Here is an 18,755-nt window from a genome sequence, read left to right on the forward strand (position 1 = left end):
AAGGAGTTCATTCATGGGTGAAGCAAAACGTCGCAAGGAAACCGGCGCACCGCCTCCCAGAAAAGCAAAATCCAACAAGCCGCTCTATGCGGGCATCGCTTTGCTGGTTCTGGCAGCTGTACTTCTGGGCGTTTTTTTCCTGACTGCCGCACCGGAGCCTACCTCTGATGAATTGCCAGTGGCAGCGCCCAATGCCGATGAGTTCCCAGCCCAGCTGGACCAGTACGGCGTATCTGTCGGCCCCGAGGATGCCACGGTTGTGGTTCGTGAATTTGCCGATTACCAGTGCCCCGCCTGTGGCAACTTTTCCTCTGCCACCAAGCAGCTGAAGAAGGAATATGTAGAACCGGGCAAGGTTCGGTTCGTCTACTTCGATCTGCCATTGCAGCAGCATCAGAACGCCATGCCAGCGGCCCAGGCGGCGCGCTGTGCCGGTGATCAGGATGCCTACTGGGCCATGCATGAACGCCTTTACGATTCCCAGACCGAGTGGAGCAGCTCGAACGATCCGGTTGCCACCTTTACCCGCTACGCCGATGATCTGGGCCTTGAAGAACGGCGCTTCCGCCGTTGCATGACTACCGAGTTGCACCGTGAAGCTGTCGAGCAGAGCCGCGAGGTGGCCATGCAGCTTCGGGTCACCAGCACACCCACGGTTCTGGTGGATAACATTCGCCTGACACGTCCCGGCTGGGGACAGCTTTCTGCCGTGGTTGAGCGTGAACTGGCCACCGAGACGGACTGACGTCTTGATCCCCGGGTAACCCCGCACTTGATCGTGAGCCTGAGTTGGTTAAAATTTGCGCCCTCTCAGGCTCCCGCCTTTGATGAACCCTGAAACCATGCTCCGGATTTACGGTCCGGCCCGCAGGAGAACATGATGAGCAACAGCGTTGTTGTCTGCGCACTGTACAAGTTCGCAGTCCTGAATGATTACAAATCCCTCCGCCAGCCGCTGCTGGATCTGATGCTTGATAAAGACGTGCATGGCACTTTGCTGCTGGCGCGCGAAGGCATCAACGGCACTATTGCGGGTAGCCGCGAAGGCATTGATGCCGTGAAAGCCTGGATCGCCAGCGACGAGCGGTTCGACGGCATTGATTACAAAGAGTCCTATGTGGACATCCAGCCGTTCAAACGCACCAAAGTGAAGCTCAAGAAAGAGATCGTCACCATGGGTGTGGACGGTATCGATCCGAAGCGCATTGTCGGCACGTATGTGGATCCAAAAGAGTGGAACGATCTGATTTCCGATCCGGACGTGGTGTTGGTGGATACCCGCAACCAGTACGAAGTCGAAATCGGGACCTTCAGGAATGCCGTCAATCCGGCCACGGATACCTTCCGGGAGTTCCCGGAATACGTGAAGCAGAACCTGGATCCTTCGAAGCACAAGAAGGTGGCCATGTTCTGCACAGGCGGTATCCGTTGCGAGAAATCCACCGCCTATCTCAAGGAGCAGGGTTTTGAGGAGGTCTATCACCTCAAGGGCGGCATCCTGAAATACCTGGAAGAGGTACCGGAAGAGCAGAGCCTGTGGCACGGAGAGTGCTTTGTTTTTGATGACCGGGTAACGGTTAACCACCGGCTGGAGCGTGGCGATTACGACCAGTGCCATGCCTGCCGCAGGCCGATTACCGAAGAAGACAAGCAGCGCCCCGAGTATGAACAGGGTGTGAGCTGCCATCAGTGCATTGATTCGCTGACCGAAGAGCAGAAAGTTCGGTTTGCCGAGCGTGAACGCCAGATGCGTCTGGCGGAGGAGCGGGGCGAAGCCCACGTGGGCGGGGAAGCCGCTCGCATCATTGCCGAGCGCAAGGCCCGGAAAAAGGCCGAAAGAGAACGTCAGGCCCGGAAAAGCCTGGATGGCGAGAGGGCGAGAAGCACCGACGGGGCCTGACCAACCCAGAAAGGAGACTTCATGGATTTACGACAGGCTGTAGCCATTACCGCAGTTGTTATCGCGCCCCTTGCCAGCGCGCAGGACGCCGATAACTGGAAGGGCGAAACCGAACTGGGTGTGTTGATCACTTCGGGCAATACCGAAGAGACCAACATCAAGGGCCGCCTTGGACTGGTCCATGAAGTCGAAACCTGGCGCAACACCGGCGAATTCCGCACGAACTATTCAGAGACCGACGACGAAACCACCGCCGAGAAATATCTTGCCGCCCTGGAAACCAATTACAAGTTTTCAAAGAACCAGTACTGGTTTCTCCGGGGCTCCTACGAGGACGACCGCTTCTCCGGCTACGATTTCGAATCCTCAGCAACCACCGGTTACGGAAACCGGGTGTGGAACTCGGGTGATCGCTCGTTCCTGGATCTTTCAGTCGGTGGCGGTTACCGCTACAACAAACTGGAAATGGTGAATGCCCAGGGCGACGATGCCGAAGAAGAGGCGATCGCACGCCTGGCAGGCCAGTTTGATTATGCCCTGTCGGAAAATTCCCTGTTCCGCCAGAAGTTGAGCACGGAAATCGGCCTGGATGAGAACAACACGGTGACCGAATCGGAAACGTCGCTGCAGGCGAACGTGGTGGGGAACCTCTCCATGAAGGCAGCGTTCCGGGTTAAACACCTATCGGATCCACCCGCAGGATCCGAAGACACCGACACGGAAACCTCACTCTCGCTTATCTACGGTTTCTGATTGAACGCATGAACTTAGGGTCAGATGAGATTTTCATCTGACCCCTTTTTCATCTGACCCCGATTTTATACGTCGTTTCGCAGACCCAACTCATCGGGATAAGGCGTCAGGTATTGCTGAGCATGCAGGTAGTCCACCGGCTCCCTTCGCTGGGCCATGCGCAGCAGCGTCATGGGAACCACCAGCGGTACTTCGCCCCGATGGTAAGCCTCCATCTGTTCCATCAACACCTTGCGGTCTTCATCGCCCATGGAATCCCTGAGATAGCCCATCAGATGCTGCATGGCGTTCATGTGTGAACCCCGGCTCACCTTCTTGCTCATGGCCTCCATGAACTGGTGGATATAGCGTTCAGCAATGTCTTCCAATGGCTCTGACTTCAGATCCCCAAGCATCGGACCGAGCTGTCGGTAGATCTTTTCGGAGTGAGCCAGAAGCTGGAATTTGTGGCGGGTATGGAATTCAATCAGCGCCTTGGCGGAGAGCTTGTCTCCGGCCACGTTCTGCATCCAGTCGTCGTAGGCGAAAACCCTCTCAACGAAATTCTCCCGGATCATGTTGTCGTTCAGTCGGCCTTCCTCCTCCACCGGCATGAGCGGGTAGGCCTTCAGCAGCGCCTCGGCAAACATGCCCCGGCCATCCCGGCGGGTTACATTGCCATCCTCGTTGTGTACCTTGATGCGTTCCATGCCACAGCTGGGGGACTTGGCCATCAGGATGTAGCCACGAAGGTCTGTCAGGGTCGGCATCACCTGTTCGATAAAACCCTGCATGGCGTCGGTGTGATCCGCCGCGCCTCTGGTTTCAATCAGACGAAGGCCATCGCTGTATTCGCGCAGTTGGATGGCCGGGCGCGGAACGCCCAGGCCGGCTTCCAGCTCCGGGCAGATGGAGCGGAAATCAAAGTGTTTCGAGAGCACCTGGGTGCAGTAGCGGGAATGCTTATGGCCGCCATCATGGCGAACTTCCTTGCCCAGCAGGCAGGTGCTGATTCCGACGGGGATGCCGCTCACGTTAGTCTCCGATAATTAACCAGGTCTGATAGGTAAAACTGTTTTTGTAATACGTGAATTCAGTCTAGCCCGATCAGGCCGCTGCGGAAAACTGTAACCCCACCTATTCAGGATGGATTATCGAGCCTTTTCGTTTCTTCGCGGCCATGGCGAGTGTGGTGGCGTAGATGGTGCGAACGTCCGTGGCGAACTGCTCTACTGAGTAGTCCCTGGCAAATTCCAGGGCCTGTTCGGAGAGTTTTTCGCGCAGCTCGTCGTCTTCCAGCAGTTTTTTGACCTGCGCGCGCCACTGGTCCTGTTTTTCCGGCGTCTTGAAGCCGTTGAACCCGTGTCGGACCACGTCTTCAATACCACTGGAGCGAACCGCTACGACCGGCAAACCGGCAGCCATCGCCTCCAGAATCACCATGCCCTGGGTTTCGGAGATGGAGGCGAACAGGAAAGCATCCCCCAGTCGGTACCAGGTGGCCATTTCGTCCGGCGGCACGGCACCAACGAGGGTGAAGTGTTGTTGAAGTCCCAGGTCTTCGATCTTCTTCTGCAAGCGGTCCTTCTGGTGGCCATCGCCGATCATCAGGAACCGGAAGGGCACATCGGTTTCGCGCCGCAGGGTATCAATGGCCTCAATCATGAAGTCGATGTTTTTCTCGTTCGAGAGCCGGGAAACACTGACAAACACTTTCTCATTCTTGAGCTTCAGCTTCTCCCGGAGTTGTTCGACGTCCTTCTCCTGAACCTCCTGGAACTTGTGATATTCAATGCCGGTAGGCTGCACGAAGGTCGGTGTTTTAACCCCGATCATCCGCAGGTATTCCTCCGTGGAGTAGGTAGGCACGATCACACCGTCGCACTTGTTGGCAAAGCGTTTGATCAGCGCGTGGGAAATCAGGTTCCGGAACAGCATGCCCGGCAGCGGCACGAAGTGGGCGTAGTGCTCCAGGCGGGTATGGTAGGTGTATATGGCCGGGATATTCAGTGTGCGAGCCACGAACAGGCCCAGCGACCCCAGCCAGAACGGATGGTGCAGATGGATAATATCCGGCTTGAACGCCCGTACCCGTTTGCGAATCCGCCCGAGGAAAATATTGGCCAGCCGGAATTCCCGCTTCTCGCCCATGGCCAGTAGTGAAGGCACTCGTAAAACGTGGGCTTCGGTTTCCGGCTGCCCCTTGTAGCGGGGCGCCACTACCAGCAGTTTATCGCCAAGCGCTTCCAGGCCCTGCCGCAGCCGTTCAATGGAAATGGGTACCCCACCGATGAAGGGCAGATAGTTGTTGGTAAACATGGCCACCCGCATCGGTTTGTCCAGCCAGGGCGAGGGGTCCAGATCATAGTCCGGGTAATAATCCTTGCCGATGAAAATGGCGCCGTACAGCTTGATCGCTATGGCCGCAAACACGGCGACGATAAGAATAAAGTTCAGATAGCCGGTATAGAACAGCGAGTAGATAAAGAACCACAGGCTTTCCAGACGCTTCAGGATCGGGTGCTGGCCCACCTTCAGCCGCTGGAGGCTGTGGCTTACCTCGCCGTCGGCGTCCACGTTCACCCGCACGTAGTGATAGAAGCTGGTGTCATTGTTCATCACCAGGCCACCGGCACCCCCGGTCGTCACAAACGTGGTCTCGCCTACCTGCTCCTCGGCATAGAGCGAAAGATTGGCGGAAAATACCCGGTCAACGCCATGGTCCTTGATCGCGGCCAGCAGGGCATCCCGGAACTCGGGGGGCGCCAGGTAATCGTCTTTCTGATCGAACGGGGCATTTTCGTCCGGGTGCAGGGGAGGATGGCCAATGAACAGTATCCGTGCCCGGGAGGTGTCCTGGGCCAACAGGTCTTTCAGCCACCGGATCTGCCAGCGCCAGGGTGTTTTGCCGGTGCTGTCCAGGAAAATCAGCCGGCTGTTACCGGCCTCGATACTGAAGAAGTGCGGGCCGAAGTGATCGTAGAATCGGAAACTGCCAAAATCTTCGTACTCGTGAGCACCGAAGGTGAGCAGATAGGGGATCTCCAGGTGGCTCAGAGTGCCATAAAGTGCCCGGTACTTGTCTTCGCCGCCACCACTGACAGCGTTCCCCGCCGAAACCAGAAAATCGAGCCCGGATCGATTCAGTTCCGGAATGATGCGGTCCTCGAAAATGCCTACCGAGTTATTGATGTTGCCCACCACCGCAAAACTGAACGGCTCGCCGGGCTCAAGTGCCTGATAAATCCGTTCTACCTGCTCGGTGTGAACCCCCTCGAAATCCTCCGTGAACAGATTCAGATAGGTTTTGTAGCCAACCAGCAGAAACACCACCAGAAGACAGAGGTAAAACAGCAGCTTGAGTGGGTTGCGGAAGATCATCCGGCTCTCCTGCGATTGGCAACAAGTTCCTTCTGTAGCACCACCAGCCCGATAATCATGCCCAGATAGATGGTCAGCAGGCGCCAGCAGACGATGACCAGAATCAGGTGGTTTCCCGAGAGGATATCCCGGAAGAAGCTCCCGAAAACACCCTCCGAGATGCCTGAGGCGCCCGGCGTGGGCGAGAAATACATCACGAAGGTGGTCACAACCAGCAGGCCCACGGACATCACATAGTCAACACTGTAGTCCAGGCTGTGCATCAGCAGGGCCGGGAAGCTGAACAGGCTTAGCAGAAATATGGCAGTGAACAGGATGGACAGCCAGACGAACACCGGAGCGCCGCGCAGATAATCGCCAAAACTGCGTGACAGCCGCAGCATCTCCCGGCGCGCCTTGAACTGCCAACGCCGATGGCGGGGTTCACTGATCAGATGGAGCCGACGCGCCGCCCTCAGCAGCCGGGTCAGGGGGCCGATCAGCCAGCGGGTCCGGAACAGCAGAACCAGGAAAAAGCCGAGGTACAACACAATCAGAACTGCCAGAGCCGTGCCGATATCGCCAGTGATGGAATTGCCGTCGAGGGGTTTGAGTGTGAGGAGGAATACTGGCGTCAGCGAAAATATGAACAGCACCGCCAGGATCGTCCGGATCGTGGTCGCAGCCGTCGCCCGCCCAATCGGAACGCCATGGTGGCTCAGAAACCAGATCTGGGCGAAACCGCCACCGGTGGCCATCGGCGTGATGTTGGAAAAGAACAGATTGATAAACACCAGCCGCACCATGGCCGGCAGGGAAAGCCGGTGCCCCAGGGCTCTCAGCGTAAAGTAGAGCCGAAGGCCATCCGAGATGAAATAAACCAGCAAAAGGCCAGCCACCGATAACAGGGTTCCCGGAGCGATCAGCCTGGTATCGAAGGTAAGGGTGCGCTCGGCAAACAGATGGTAAACGGCGTAAAGCCCGGCAGCGGTAAGCGCCAGAAACAACAGACTGAACATCGCCAGCCTTTTTCCCGAAGCGCGCTTTGAGTAGCTGATTTCAGTGGAGTCAGTCATGGGCTGCCCGTCAGAGTGAGACGGGCAGTTTACAGGGTAGGGTGTGGTCGGTGTCCAGTGTCGGGCTAGTGGCCATACACCATCATGGTGGTGTTGGTGATGGCGAAGTCCGTGAACTGAACACTGCCGATACTGGTACCGCCCATCTTGAAGACCGGCATATCAATATCCGCCCGGAACTCAACATCGTGCACCGAAAGCCCGTCGTTGCCCGAAGCGGCACTGGTGCCTCTGGACAGCTTTGCAGTGGCACTGGCCATACCGAAATGGCCCAGCGTGTCATCGCCGCGCCGATTATGAATCTGAAGTCCTTCAATACCCACCGCGGCAAAGTTGAACAACAGAATCACATCCGCCGCATCCCAGTTCAGGCTGCCGTTGGTGATCTCGAAATGAGTATCCAGCTGCAGTTCGGAGCCTGAGACCTCGTTGCCGTTCGCCAGAGTGCGCGTGGAATCGCCCCCGTTACGAATCACCAGATCCGTCGGCCCGATGTGACCTTGCAGAAGAACGTCCGAGAACAGCGTCGCCGAACCCTCGCTGCCTGAAGTGGTCACACTGTCTACCGCCAGCTCAAAATCCACCGCCTGCAGGTATTCATCCAGACTGGTCGGATCGCCATAATCGGTTGCACCGAGGTGCATCACCAGATCACCGCTATTGAACTGCTTGCCAAAAGAGCCCGCGACGGAATACTTCGCCACAGCATCGGCCACATCCGGATTGGTTGGGTCCAACAACCCCGCATCGGCCCGCCGGGCAATCTCCGAAAACCCGTGCTCCAGCACCTCCCCATCGCCGGCAATATCGATCGTCAGCTTCATGTTATCCAGCACCGTATCGTTCTGCCCGGATAACCGCAGCCCGTTCACATTCAACGAACCTTCATCAATCCAGCTGAACCGATCAATGCTCAGCTTGGTCTCCAGTTCTATCGTCACACCTGCCTGACCGGTAACACCGGACAACGTGCCATCATCCAACGGCCTGAACTCTGCCATCGCTGGCAATGGGAGCGAGAGGGCGAGCACCCAGAGCGAGAGAGTGGAAGATGTGGTGTTTCGACGACAGGCTAGTGACTGAGTCATGGTGGCCCCAAAAGTCTGGTTTGTTGTTTTTAGCGGAGAGCGTTAAATGCTCCCCGGGCCGCAGGGGGACAGCACAACCTATGCAGCAAAAACTCTGGTTTGTTACAGACTGTTACGATAGGGCTTGAAGTGAGAAAGATCCGTGAGCTCTGTCACACGAAGAGGCCACCGGAGAGGTTGGGGCAAAGCGGGCGGGAGGTCTTCCCAAAACTGTGCGGAGCCATGGATGGCGGAGCCAAGCGTACAGGGAAGTATTCACAGCGTGTTTTGGGAAGACCTCCCGCCCGATTTGCGGGCACCAAAAGTTGAAGGGTGAAACTCGGACTACGAAGCCAAAGCCTGCTGAATAAGAGACTTCTGGTGCTCCGCAAACTCCCGTATCAACGCCTGCGCCTTCTCAGAATCCCGCGCCAGAACAGCCTGCGGCAGATTGGCAAAAAACTCACTGGTCTGCGTCAAACCTCGACGATACCGATCGGCACTTAGATAATAGGCCCGACTGACCGCCGGCTTGAAATTCGACAGCGCCTCCGTGAGATAAGGATTCCCCACCACCTCACAACAGGCATCCATCACACCAAAACTCGCCTCAACCACCCCGGAGATGTCGGCAGAGCCATCGTTTATCTTTTCAACAACCTTGCTCACTGCCCCAAGCACCAGAGGCTTGTCGCGTTCCTGCCAGCGCTCGCACAAACGCACCGCCATCATCATCAGCAAGTGCATATAAACGTCGTAGAGCTCCGAGGCATGGGCCGCATCCAGCCGGGTTGCCGAAGCGCCCTTACGGGGCGTGATCTCCACCAGGTGCCAGCGCTCCAGGGTGTAAAGGGCTTCCTTCACCGATGCCCGGCTCACCTTTAGTTCACCGGCGAGCGTGGCCTCCTGAATCCGCTCACCCGGGCGAATCTGCCCGGTCATGATCCGTTCTGCCAGGTAATTGGCAATCTGCTCGGCCAGTGTGTTCGGCACCTGAAAATCCATAAAGGCTCTCTGGACGGGTCGTAAAAACCGGTCGACTGCTGCGGTAAGCCGACCGGCGGAAGAGTGTATGCGCATGAGTTTATCACAGCCTCGGAGTGCGATAGCGACAACGCCTTGATTCGGCGGGGCTTCCTGACAATTGTCAAAAAACCTCGCCAGGAATGTTGACGACTGATGTATTGTAGGACAATAATGCACAAAACAGCAGGTGATCAGAGTTTCACCAACAAGCATTTGATGGAGAGAACCCAATGAGCACAACGCAGTTATCGGTAAATCGAGAGGCCACCCGCCGAAGGATCTTGCTGACCCTCAAGAAGTACAGCTACCTGATCGCCATGGTGCCCCTGTTGCTGCCGCCTCTGCTGCTGGCCGCCGGCCAGGCCACTGATCTGGTGAACCTGTTTTCCTGGGGCGTCCCCGTGGTCGTGTTCGGGATCATTCCGATCTTGGACATGCTGCTCGGCAAGGATTCCCTGAACCCGGATGAAGAAACCGACGTGCCGCGGATGGTCGGCGAACGGTTCTATAAAGCGATTACCCTGGGCTGGGTGGCAGGCTTTGCAGCCTTACTGGTCTGGAGCATGCTGGAACTGGCTTCCGGCACCTTCAGCCTGGTGGGCAGTATTGGCTGGATCGTCTCCATCGGCATCGTCGGAGGTCTAGGCATCAACGTCGCCCACGAACTCATCCACAAAGACGAAAAACTCGAAACCCGGGCCGGGGGCTTCCTGCTGTCACTGGTCTGCTACGCCGGCTTCAAAGTCGAACACCTGCGCGGCCACCACGTACACGTCTCCACACCGGAAGACGCCTCCTCGTCCCGTTACAACCAGTCCCTCTACAACTTCCTGCCCCAGGCCTACATGCGCAACTTCCTGAATGCCTGGAAACTGGAAGCCGAACGCCTGCAACGCAAAGGTTACAAAGCCCTCAACTGGCGCAACGAACTGATCTGGTGGTACAGCATCAGCGCCCTGGCACTGGCTGGATTCACCATCGCCTTCGGCTGGCTCGGCGCCGTCTTCTTCCTGGGCCAGAGCTTCATCGCCTTCACCCTGCTGGAAATCGTCAACTACCTCGAACACTACGGCCTGCACCGGAGAAAACTCGAAAACGGCCGCTACGAACGCACCGGCCCCGAACACAGCTGGAACAGCAACTACTTCCTCACCAACGTCTTCCTGTTCCACCTCCAACGCCACAGCGACCACCACGCCTGGGCAAAACGCAGATACCAGATCCTCCGTCACCACGACGTAGCCCCCCAGCTCCCGGCCGGCTACTCCGCAATGATCGTCCTGGCCATGTTTCCCCCACTTTGGCGGCGGGTAATGAACCCAAGGGTAGAGGCCTATTACAAAGGCGAAGAACATCAACTTGCCTGAAGCAGGCGGGCAAAACTCCCAGCAGTCTGAACAGGGGGCCGGCAACAAAGTGAGCCGGCCGGGGTATGAGGGGTAATTTCTGCAGGGAAACGAATGTCTGAGCAAAGCGAGTTCGGCTTCCCGAAAGAAATTACCCCTCATGCCTCGGCCAGCCCCCAAACCCAGATCGGCCTGAACCGATAGGCCACAAAAGCTTCAGAGCGTCTCTGAAGAAACGCCGGCGTAAAAAACCGGCCCTCAAGACCCCGGCGGTTCGTCTCTGGCCCCGGGGTCTTTTTTCACGCCCTTGAAATCTCCCTGAAACGCACACAGGTATAACCTTTGAATCCTGCGAAAAAAAAGGGAAAACCAACATGCCCAAGCATTTCGAACAGGCCCCTGGCCTATACGAAGAAACCGTTCCCGAAACCGAAGGTTACGTCTTCAACCAGACCATGATGCGCATCAAGGAACCCGAGCGCTCCATGGACTTCTACACCCGAGTGATGGGCATGCGCCTCGTTCGCAAACTGGACTTCCCCGAAATGAAGTTCACCCTGTATTTCCTTGGCTACCTGGACGATCGCCAGGCCGGCCTCGTGCCGCAGGACGATGCCCACCGCACCACCTACACCTTCGGCCGCGAAGCCATGCTTGAACTCACCCACAACTGGGGCACCGAAGACGACAACGACTTCGGCTACCACAATGGCAACGACGAACCTCAGGGTTTCGGCCACATCGGCGTAGCGGTGCCAGACGTTTACGCCGCCTGCGACCGCTTTCAAAAGCTCGGTGTGGAGTTTGTGAAAAAGCCGGACGACGGCAAGATGAAAGGCCTGGCCTTTATCAAAGACCCGGACGGCTACTGGATTGAAATCCTGCAGCCGGACATGCTTGAGAAACAGCGCAAGGAAGACTGATCTTCCTTACTCCGCACCGGCCTCCTGGCCGGCTGCGGGTTTACGACCGTAGCGGGAGGCCACCACCACCGCTGCGGTCAGTATCAGTGCCCCGGCAATACCAATCGGCCCCAGAATCTCCTCCAGAAACACCCAGGCCAGCAGGGCTACAAACAGCGGTTCCAGAGTCACAATGATGCTGGAGAGCGTTGCCGGTGTCGTTTTCATGCCAGAGAAAAAGCACACATAGCCAATACAGGTTGGCACCACCCCCACATACACCACCATCAGCCAGTGCCCGATACCAAGGGTTTCCAGCCCCTCGAACCCGCCAGACAGGGCGACCACCGGCAACAGAATCAGCGCCGCCGTGAAGAAGCAGATAAACGCCGTCGTAAACACCGGTGTGCCGGCAGAGCTGTAACGGCTGGTGAGCGTGAAACCGGTGTACACGCAGGCGGCCAGCAACGCCACCAGAATGCCCGCAAGCCGGAGTGTACCGGTGGTGTCCATATCGCTGAGAACCAGCATGCCCGTGCCCGCGATGGCCGCAAACAACGACAGAACCGTCAAAAGGCTGGGCTTCTCTCCCAGAAGAGGCGCAGCAAGAATTGCCACCAGCACTGGCGGAAGGCAGAGCGCGATCAGGGTGGCGATGCCGGCACCGGTGAGGTCCACGGCCAGAAGGTAGCTGCCCTGGTAGAACGCCTGGAAAAGGCCAAGGGCTGCCAGCGGAATCAGGGTCTGGCGTGTGAGGCTCCGCAGGGAACTGCCGGGCACTTTTGCGCCCGGATTGGCCCGCTCAAGGCGTGCCTGCTCCCGTCGCATCAGCAGCCAGAAAAACGGCAAGGCCACGGCCAGTCGCAGGAAGCCCAACGTAATGGCCTGCAGTTCGGTACCGGTAAACAGAAATTTCGCAACAATGCCCGTGGTCGCCCATAGCAGGGCAGCCAGGGCGATCAACAGGGCGCCTTGGATCATTCAATAATCAACACAATCAGCTCTTTGGGACCGTGAACACCGTAGGCAAGGGTTTGCTCGATGTCAGCGGTTTTGGAAGGGCCAGAGATTAGCAGGGCATTGGTCGGCATGCCAGCGGCCCAGTTCTGGGCCTTCATGGCTTCGTGGAAGGTGGTATAGAGCTCAGAGGCCCGTAGCACGGCAATGTGCACCGGCGGCACCAGGCTCATGAGCCGTGGCTCGTCCTCGTTTGGCCACAGGATCAGCGAGCCGGTTTCGGCAATGCCGCCGCGGGTGGACGTAATGCTGGCGTCCACCTCGTTGAACAGGTGCGCCTGCCAGCTTTCGATAGGCTCGTCGTAGATCAGCAGTTCCGGCAGATCGTTACGACCGGCAGAGCGAAGGGACTGTCCGATTTCGTGTTGCTTCGGAATCAGCAGATTCCTGGCGCCGCGGGTGTTCAGCACCTCGGCCAGGCGGTCCATCCACATGTCTTCGGTGCAGTGGTGCACCTCGCCGTGGACCGACTCGATCATCTTCTCGAACCGCTCGATACGCTCCTTTGTCGACCAGTCATCCCGTACCAGAACTGAAAAGTTGCACTCCGGCACCGTCAGTTCACCGCCAGTTCGGTTGCGCAGACGCTGAAGAATCGTTTCCCGGGAACTCATTGGCCACGCTCCTTCATCCGCTGGTGCAGGGTTTTGGCCGCCAGTTTGGGCGCAGTGCGGTAATCGGTCCAGGCGCCGGCTTTCGAGGGCTGCAATGCCCTGAATTTACTGGCGGCACCGGTGCCGAAGCGATAAATGCCGGGGGTGGCGTGCATCCAGGCCCAGCCTTTCCAGATCATCGCTTCCATGGAGCTTCGCTTGGCCCCGTGGCCACGGACCTTGGCAGGATGGAGTTTGTCACCATCCACGGATTCCTGGCGCAGTCGCACCAACAGATCGGGAATGGGGATTTTCACCGGGCAGACCTCACCGCAGGCGCCACACAGGCTGGAGGCGCTGGGCAGGTGCCGGCCTTCGTCCAGGCCAATCAGGTGCGGCATCAGGATCTTGCCGATCGGGCCCGGATAGGTGGTGCCATAGGCATGGCCGCCTACCCGTGTGTACACCGGGCAGTGGTTCATGCAGGCGCCGCAACGGATGCAGCGCAGGGTGTCCAGCAGCTCGTCGTCCTGGTAGATCGACGAGCGGCCGTTATCCACCAGCACCAGATGCACTTCTTCGGGCCCGTCCAGCTCCTCGGCCTTGCGCGGGCCGGAAATCATGTTGAAGTAGGTGGTGATGTGCTGGCCGGTAGCAGACCGGGTCAGCAGGGCGAGCAGGGCAGAGACGTCCTCCATGCTCGGCACCACCTTCTCGATACCGGTAACGGCAATATGGCACTTGGGCACCGTGGTGGTCATCCGGCCGTTGCCTTCGTTTTCCACCAGGCACAGGGTGCCGGTCTCCGCCACTGCAAAGTTAACCCCCGAAACGCCCACATCGGCATTCATGAACTTTTCCCGCAATTGTAGGCGGGCGCTGGCGGTTAGGTATTCCACATCGTTGGAGAGATCCGTGCCGGTTTTCTCGTGCAGCAACTGAGAGATCTCGCCGGTGTTCTTGTGAATCGCCGGCATGATGATGTGCGATGGCGTTTCATCCGCCAACTGCACAATGTACTCGCCCAGGTCCGATTCCAGGGCTTCGATCCCCTGTTCCTCCAGGTAATGGTTCAGCTCCATTTCCTCGGAGACCATGGATTTGCCCTTGATCACTGTCTTGGCATCCCGGGCCTTGCAGATATCCCGCACAATCCGGCAGGCCTCGTCGCCGTCCACTGCCCAGTGCACCTTGATGCCGTTTTCGGTCAGCTTTTTCTCAAGCTGCTCCAGCAAATCTGGCAGATTGGCCAGGGCGCGGAGGCGAACGTTGGCACCGAGATCCCGAAGGGTTTCCAGATCCCACCCCTCGAACGCCGTCTTGCGCTTGGACATCAGCCCATCCATGGCGCTGCGGAAATTCTTGCGGATCTTGGGGTCGTGAATGGCCGCCTGAGCCCGCGGGTGGAACTCTTTTACGTCGATGTGATGCCCAGTGTGCTCGGCTGTCTCACTCATGACTGCTGCCCCCCTTTGCCCTGGGTGCGCGACCACAGGAAGCTGAGAATGTGCTGGCCTTCAACAGGTTTCTGGTTCTTCTCGGCGTAGCCGGCGATGTTCATCAGGCAGCCGCAATCGGTGGTGACAAACTGCCGGGTGCCGGTATCCACCAGTGCGTCCACCTTCTCGCTCACCATGGCGCTGGAGATCTCCGGGTGGCGAACCGCAAAGGTGCCGCCAAACCCGCAGCATTCCTCCGGCCGGATCTGCTCCACCAGGTTCACGTTTTTGAGTTGGCCCAGCAGTTTTGGTCCAACTTCGGCCACGCCCATTTCCCGGCGGGCGGAGCAGGAGGTGTGCATGGCCACGGTGGTGGGTTCACCCAGATCTTCCAGTTTGATGTGGCACACGTTGAGCAGGAAATCCGTCAGCTCCCAGACCCGGCCCGCAACCTCAGCGGCTTTCACCTCATCCGTGGTGTCCTTGAACAGGTCGGGGTAGTGCTTGCGCATCATCCCGCCACAGGAGCCGGATGGCACCACAATGGGCCAGTCGCCGGGGAACAGGTCGAGCTGCGCCCTGGCTACTGATCGGGCCTCGTCGTGGTAACCGGAAGTGTAGGCTGGCTGGCCACAGCAGGTCTGGTTCTGGGGAAACAGCACTTCAATGCCTTCACGCTCTAGAAGTTCCACGCCGGCAATGCCCGCATCGGGGTAGAACATGTCCACCAGACAGGTGCCGTAGAAATAGACTTTCGCAGGTTTTGCAGGATAAACCTTGATCGGATCAACCATGTGCGGATGCTCAACGGTTTTTGAATTGTTATCCAGCAATAATAGGGTGGCGAGCGCGGTGTTGCCAGACGACTTTATGGGCAGCCGGAAAGAGGAAGGGAGGGGATTCAGGAAGAGGAAGGGCAGCGGCAGCGCGCCACTGCCCGGGGTATTACTTCACGGTGAGGCGCGCGGCATTTTTCTCGATGGTACGTTCGCCAATGCCCTTCACATTTGCCAGGTCTGCGGTAACTGCAAAAGGACCATTCGCTTCGCGATAGGCAACGATCGCCTCGGCCTTGCTCTGGCCAATGCCGTTCAGGCTGGCGAGGGTAGCCACATCGGCTGTGTTGATATTGATAGCGGCGTCCTGGGCGTAGGCAAAACCGGTAACCAGGCTGAACAGCAGAATAAGAGTTGCGAAAAGCGGTGTGCGCTTCATGAATTCAAGCTCCTGAGATTTGCATTTATGGTTGTGTGCCAGGGCGCAAAGCAGCAGAAGCGAAATGTAAGAAGAGAGCAGAAATGTCTGTGGGTATGGGAAGTGCACGGACGGGACCACATTCCTTGTGATCCCCGATTCCGTGGCTGACCCCTGCCTGTTCCCTCAGGCGTGCGACTCATCCTGAGCGCGTCTTCCCTGTGACCATCCCTGTAAGCCCTGATCCTTCGGGCAACTCCCGAGCCGCGGAGGGCTCTTCCCTGGAGTTCTCGTCCTTGAGCCAACGTTCCTTGCTGGCTTGTCATCCCTGACACTGATCATTCTACTGTGTATCGAATTCCTACCTATCGGAGAATCGCTCCATGGTTTGTGCGATATATCTTACGAATCTGTAAGCTTTTCGGCGGGTTCAATTATGAACCTGAGTTCAGTATTTTCGGGGCCTGAGAGGCAATTCATTGCTCACTGCGGTGGGCGGCAGCCGCCTCGCGGATGCGATCCATGGTGATAACCCGCACAGCCTTCTGGCTGGCACGGATATGACGGGTGAGACGATCCGCCGCCTCGCTCGCCTGCCCGTTGCGCAGTGCCTCCAGAATCGCGGCATGCTCCACGTAAGTGGCATCGATACGCTCGTCCCGGCTGAAGTCCAGGCGCCGCACAATCCTCAGCCTGTCGGTGATCTCACGATGAACTCGTGTCATCTCCCGGTTTCCGGCAGCGGCCACCAGATCGCAGTGAAAGCTCTCGTCCAGCATCCTGACGGTGCTGCCCACCGCGCGTTCGGATGGGTGGTCCGGGTTCCAGAGAGCTACCAGGGTTCGCAGCGCTGCAGGCTCTTCAGGCAGGTTGCAGATCTTGTGCACGGCCGCCCGTTCGAGGGTGATGCGCAGGTCATAGAGTTCTTCCACCTGCTGGAAATCAAATGGCTTTACCTGCCAGCCACTGCGGAACAGCACCTCCACATGGCCCTCCCGCTGCAAGCGGTAAAGTGCCTCCCGCACCGGTGTCCGGCTGGCGTTCAGGCGGGTTCCGACATCCCCCTCGCTGAATCGGTCGCCGGGGATCAGGCGGAACTCGAAGATGTCCTCTTTCAGGGCCTCATAGACCCTGTCGGCTACGGACTCTTTTCGTCTAGGGTTTGCCATTGGCACCGTTTCCCCTCGTGGGGCGCCAGATTGCCCCGGTATGGTCAGGCTCTGGAGGCGATATAGGCACGCCAGCCACCGAACTCTGTTACGTCCTCTGCACCCTCGAATCCGTAGCCCTCGCAAACAAAACCGTTTACCCACCGGCCATCAGCCAGCTCGACGTTGCCAATGCCCAGAGGCGCAGGAATCAGATCCACAAAGGAGCCAAAGGCAGAGGCAGGCATTTCCCAGACTTCCACAATGATTTCCCTGCCTTCGCCAGGGGCCGCCCGTTTCAGCCCGGGCTTCGGCGGTGTGGTGTTTGGCAGGGCGAACAGCCGGTAGTTGGCGGACGTTGTGGTTTGCTCAAGCAGAACCGCATAGCGCTCACTGAGCTGGGTGTTCAGGGGCATGCCACTGAGGTGAGCGCCTACTACCGCCACCTGCACCGTGGGCGTTGAAATGGCGGCCCCCGGGGTTTCCTCCGGGCGGGTTTTGTCGGTGGCGCCCAGTTTGGTGGGGTGGGCGTTCAGCCACTGGCAGGCCAGGCGTTGCAGTTCAGTGTCTTTCCAGGCGCCGCTGATCAGGGTAACGCCAAAAGGCAGGCCGTCGTCCCGGAAACCGGCAGGAACCGCGAGCGCACTCATGTCGGCCAGGTTCACGAAATTGGTGTAGGTACCGAGTTGGCTGTTCAGTGCAACCGGGTCCGCATTTACCGCCTCAATGGTGGGAGCCGTCGGCGCCGTGGGCACCAGCAGGGCGTCCACATCGGCCAGCAGTTCATCGATCTGGCGCTGCAGCTCTTCCTTGCGGTACTGGGCCTTGAAGGTATCCGTGGCGCTGAAATGCCCGGCCTTGCTGATAATGCCTTTGACCACCGGGTTCATATCATCGCCGTGGCTGGCCATGAACGATTCCACCGCCGCGTGGCGTTCAGCCACCCAGGGGCCTTCATAAAGCAGTGCAGCCAGTTCCAGCATGGGGCTGAAATCCAGCGGCACAAGTTCCACATTCTGTTGTCGCCACTGGCTGATGGCGGTATTCCAGGCCGCTTCCGCCTGCTGATCACCAAACCATTGCGGGTGGTCGGGAATCGCCAGTCGTTGGATGGGGCCGGGCCGCCGAAGGGCGGGGCCGTCCAGAGGCAGCGCATAGGGGGCCTTGCGGGAAAACGCATCATCGGCATCGAAGCCCGCCATGGTATCCGACACCAGACCGGCGTCATTGACGGTCAGCGCAAAAATGGACACGCAATCCAGTGAGCGACAGGCCGGCACCACGCCGCGAATGCTGAACAGCCCTTTGGTCGGTTTCAGCCCCACCAGATTATTCAGCCCGGCAGGCACCCGGCCGGAACCGGCGGTATCGGTACCTAGGGCAAAAGGCACCAGGCCTCTCGCAACCACAGAAGCCGAGCCGGAGCTGGAACCGCCGCTCACCACGTCCGGTTTGAAACTGTTGGGCACCGCGCCGTAGGGAGAGCGAGTGCCCACCAGGCCGGTGGCAAACTGGTCCAGGTTGGTTTTGCCGATGACGATGGCGCCGGCGGCCTTGAGCCTGGCCACGGTGGTGGCGTCTTCTTCCGGGGTATAGGCAAAGGCCGGGCAGGCCGCCGTTGTCTCAAATCCTGCCGCATCAATATTGTCTTTCGCGGCAAACGGAATGCCGTAGAGCGGCAGACTGGCTATCTCTCCACGGGCGTTCTGGAGCTTCTGTTTCAGCTCCAGAAGGGCCTTATCCAGCCCCTTCTGGTCCAAAAGCGAGATCCAGGCAACGTCTGTTGCGTCCAGGCCGGTCAGTAACTCACCCAGCAATGACTCGGGCGTAGCGCCCTCTTTATAGGCGTTCTGCCAGTCCTTGATGGTCCATCCGAGCATTGAAGGCATTGGTCATCCTCATGTGCGTAATCAACTTGTATACATGTGGAATGGCAATGCTTGTGCCATTTGCGG

Annotated in this window: 17 protein-coding genes; 5 read left to right on the forward strand and 12 right to left on the reverse strand. The window is 58.4% G+C overall.

Going from position 1 to position 18,755, the window contains the following annotated elements:
- The first annotated feature begins 13 nt into the window (after positions 1-13).
- The 3 genes from J3362_RS00945 (at position 14) to J3362_RS00955 (ending at position 2,653) form a co-directional block, all read left to right on the forward strand.
- The gene (locus tag J3362_RS00945; RefSeq protein ID WP_349517701.1) at positions 14-745 is read left to right on the forward strand and encodes a DsbA family protein; all 732 of its coding nucleotides are present in this window, start codon (positions 14-16) and stop codon (positions 743-745) included.
- Positions 746-880: 135 nt separating this feature from the next.
- Entirely contained in the window at positions 881-1,900 is a 1,020-nt protein-coding gene (gene trhO / locus J3362_RS00950) for an oxygen-dependent tRNA uridine(34) hydroxylase TrhO (protein WP_349517703.1), read from the forward strand.
- A gap of 21 nt (positions 1,901-1,921) precedes the next feature.
- Positions 1,922-2,653: a DUF481 domain-containing protein gene (locus J3362_RS00955; protein WP_349517704.1), complete on the forward strand. Its 732-nt coding sequence runs from the start codon at positions 1,922-1,924 to the stop codon at positions 2,651-2,653.
- Positions 2,654-2,718: 65 nt separating this feature from the next.
- On the opposite strand, the gene J3362_RS00960 is transcribed toward J3362_RS00955, so the two are convergent.
- From J3362_RS00960 to J3362_RS00980, 5 genes are all read right to left on the reverse strand, one after another.
- Positions 2,719-3,666: a YbgA family protein gene (locus tag J3362_RS00960; protein WP_349517705.1), complete on the reverse strand. Its 948-nt coding sequence runs from the start codon at positions 3,664-3,666 to the stop codon at positions 2,719-2,721.
- Positions 3,667-3,769: 103 nt separating this feature from the next.
- The gene (locus tag J3362_RS00965; RefSeq protein ID WP_349517706.1) at positions 3,770-6,013 is read right to left on the reverse strand and encodes a glycosyltransferase; all 2,244 of its coding nucleotides are present in this window, start codon (positions 6,011-6,013) and stop codon (positions 3,770-3,772) included.
- Positions 6,010-7,068, reverse strand: coding sequence for a lysylphosphatidylglycerol synthase transmembrane domain-containing protein (locus J3362_RS00970; protein ID WP_349517707.1), 1,059 nt, complete (start codon positions 7,066-7,068; stop codon positions 6,010-6,012). The genes J3362_RS00965 and J3362_RS00970 overlap by 4 nt, the downstream gene beginning before the upstream one ends.
- A gap of 65 nt (positions 7,069-7,133) precedes the next feature.
- Entirely contained in the window at positions 7,134-8,156 is a 1,023-nt protein-coding gene (locus J3362_RS00975; RefSeq protein ID WP_349517708.1) for a DUF6160 family protein, read from the reverse strand.
- Positions 8,157-8,480: 324 nt separating this feature from the next.
- Positions 8,481-9,140, reverse strand: coding sequence for a GntR family transcriptional regulator (locus J3362_RS00980; RefSeq protein ID WP_349517709.1), 660 nt, complete (start codon positions 9,138-9,140; stop codon positions 8,481-8,483).
- A 251-nt stretch (positions 9,141-9,391) separates the two neighbouring features.
- Between J3362_RS00980 and J3362_RS00985 the strand changes: the two genes are divergently transcribed.
- Positions 9,392-10,528 (forward strand): alkane 1-monooxygenase, encoded by a 1,137-nt coding sequence (locus J3362_RS00985; RefSeq protein WP_349517710.1) that lies wholly within the window; start codon positions 9,392-9,394, stop codon positions 10,526-10,528.
- A 353-nt stretch (positions 10,529-10,881) separates the two neighbouring features.
- Entirely contained in the window at positions 10,882-11,430 is a 549-nt protein-coding gene (gene gloA, locus J3362_RS00990) for a lactoylglutathione lyase (RefSeq protein WP_014578143.1), read from the forward strand.
- 6 nt (positions 11,431-11,436) lie between these two features.
- On the opposite strand, the gene J3362_RS00995 is transcribed toward gloA, so the two are convergent.
- The 7 genes from J3362_RS00995 to atzF all read right to left on the reverse strand — a co-directional run bounded on the left by J3362_RS00995 (position 11,437) and on the right by atzF (position 18,680).
- Entirely contained in the window at positions 11,437-12,390 is a 954-nt protein-coding gene (locus J3362_RS00995) for a DMT family transporter (RefSeq protein ID WP_108017784.1), read from the reverse strand.
- The gene (locus J3362_RS01000; protein ID WP_349517711.1) at positions 12,387-13,040 is read right to left on the reverse strand and encodes a LutC/YkgG family protein; all 654 of its coding nucleotides are present in this window, start codon (positions 13,038-13,040) and stop codon (positions 12,387-12,389) included. The genes J3362_RS00995 and J3362_RS01000 overlap by 4 nt, the downstream gene beginning before the upstream one ends.
- Positions 13,037-14,476, reverse strand: coding sequence for a LutB/LldF family L-lactate oxidation iron-sulfur protein (locus J3362_RS01005; RefSeq protein ID WP_349517712.1), 1,440 nt, complete (start codon positions 14,474-14,476; stop codon positions 13,037-13,039). Before J3362_RS01005 ends, J3362_RS01000 begins: the two co-directional genes overlap by 4 nt.
- Positions 14,473-15,252 (reverse strand): (Fe-S)-binding protein, encoded by a 780-nt coding sequence (locus tag J3362_RS01010; RefSeq protein WP_273044517.1) that lies wholly within the window; start codon positions 15,250-15,252, stop codon positions 14,473-14,475. Before J3362_RS01010 ends, J3362_RS01005 begins: the two co-directional genes overlap by 4 nt.
- A gap of 151 nt (positions 15,253-15,403) precedes the next feature.
- Positions 15,404-15,673 (reverse strand): ComEA family DNA-binding protein, encoded by a 270-nt coding sequence (locus J3362_RS01015; RefSeq protein ID WP_014578138.1) that lies wholly within the window; start codon positions 15,671-15,673, stop codon positions 15,404-15,406.
- Between the two features lie 455 nt (positions 15,674-16,128).
- The gene (locus J3362_RS01020) at positions 16,129-16,821 is read right to left on the reverse strand and encodes a GntR family transcriptional regulator (protein WP_349517713.1); all 693 of its coding nucleotides are present in this window, start codon (positions 16,819-16,821) and stop codon (positions 16,129-16,131) included.
- A 44-nt stretch (positions 16,822-16,865) separates the two neighbouring features.
- Positions 16,866-18,680 carry an allophanate hydrolase gene (gene atzF, locus J3362_RS01025; RefSeq protein ID WP_349519233.1) on the reverse strand — a complete coding sequence of 605 codons (1,815 nt, stop codon included), beginning with the start codon at positions 18,678-18,680 and terminating at the stop codon, positions 16,866-16,868.
- Positions 18,681-18,755: the final 75 nt, after the last annotated feature.

Origin of the sequence: Marinobacter sp. NFXS11 (assembly GCF_040148675.1) — a bacterium.
Lineage (GTDB): Bacteria > Pseudomonadota > Gammaproteobacteria > Pseudomonadales > Oleiphilaceae > Marinobacter.

Coding starts and splice junctions, on each gene's coding strand:
- J3362_RS00970 (WP_349517707.1), bottom strand. CDS start 7,068: ATGACTGACTCCACTGAAATCAGCTACTCAAAGCGCGCTTCGGGAAAA.
- J3362_RS00945 (WP_349517701.1), top strand. CDS start 14: ATGGGTGAAGCAAAACGTCGCAAGGAAACCGGCGCACCGCCTCCCAGA.
- J3362_RS01010 (WP_273044517.1), bottom strand. CDS start 15,252: ATGGTTGATCCGATCAAGGTTTATCCTGCAAAACCTGCGAAAGTCTAT.
- J3362_RS00965 (WP_349517706.1), bottom strand. CDS start 6,013: ATGATCTTCCGCAACCCACTCAAGCTGCTGTTTTACCTCTGTCTTCTG.
- J3362_RS00995 (WP_108017784.1), bottom strand. CDS start 12,390: ATGATCCAAGGCGCCCTGTTGATCGCCCTGGCTGCCCTGCTATGGGCG.
- J3362_RS01020 (WP_349517713.1), bottom strand. CDS start 16,821: ATGGCAAACCCTAGACGAAAAGAGTCCGTAGCCGACAGGGTCTATGAG.
- atzF (WP_349519233.1), bottom strand. CDS start 18,680: ATGCTCGGATGGACCATCAAGGACTGGCAGAACGCCTATAAAGAGGGC.
- trhO (WP_349517703.1), top strand. CDS start 881: ATGAGCAACAGCGTTGTTGTCTGCGCACTGTACAAGTTCGCAGTCCTG.
- J3362_RS01000 (WP_349517711.1), bottom strand. CDS start 13,040: ATGAGTTCCCGGGAAACGATTCTTCAGCGTCTGCGCAACCGAACTGGC.
- J3362_RS00955 (WP_349517704.1), top strand. CDS start 1,922: ATGGATTTACGACAGGCTGTAGCCATTACCGCAGTTGTTATCGCGCCC.
- J3362_RS00980 (WP_349517709.1), bottom strand. CDS start 9,140: ATGGATTTTCAGGTGCCGAACACACTGGCCGAGCAGATTGCCAATTAC.
- J3362_RS01005 (WP_349517712.1), bottom strand. CDS start 14,476: ATGAGTGAGACAGCCGAGCACACTGGGCATCACATCGACGTAAAAGAG.
- gloA (WP_014578143.1), top strand. CDS start 10,882: ATGCCCAAGCATTTCGAACAGGCCCCTGGCCTATACGAAGAAACCGTT.
- J3362_RS00975 (WP_349517708.1), bottom strand. CDS start 8,156: ATGACTCAGTCACTAGCCTGTCGTCGAAACACCACATCTTCCACTCTC.
- J3362_RS01015 (WP_014578138.1), bottom strand. CDS start 15,673: ATGAAGCGCACACCGCTTTTCGCAACTCTTATTCTGCTGTTCAGCCTG.
- J3362_RS00985 (WP_349517710.1), top strand. CDS start 9,392: ATGAGCACAACGCAGTTATCGGTAAATCGAGAGGCCACCCGCCGAAGG.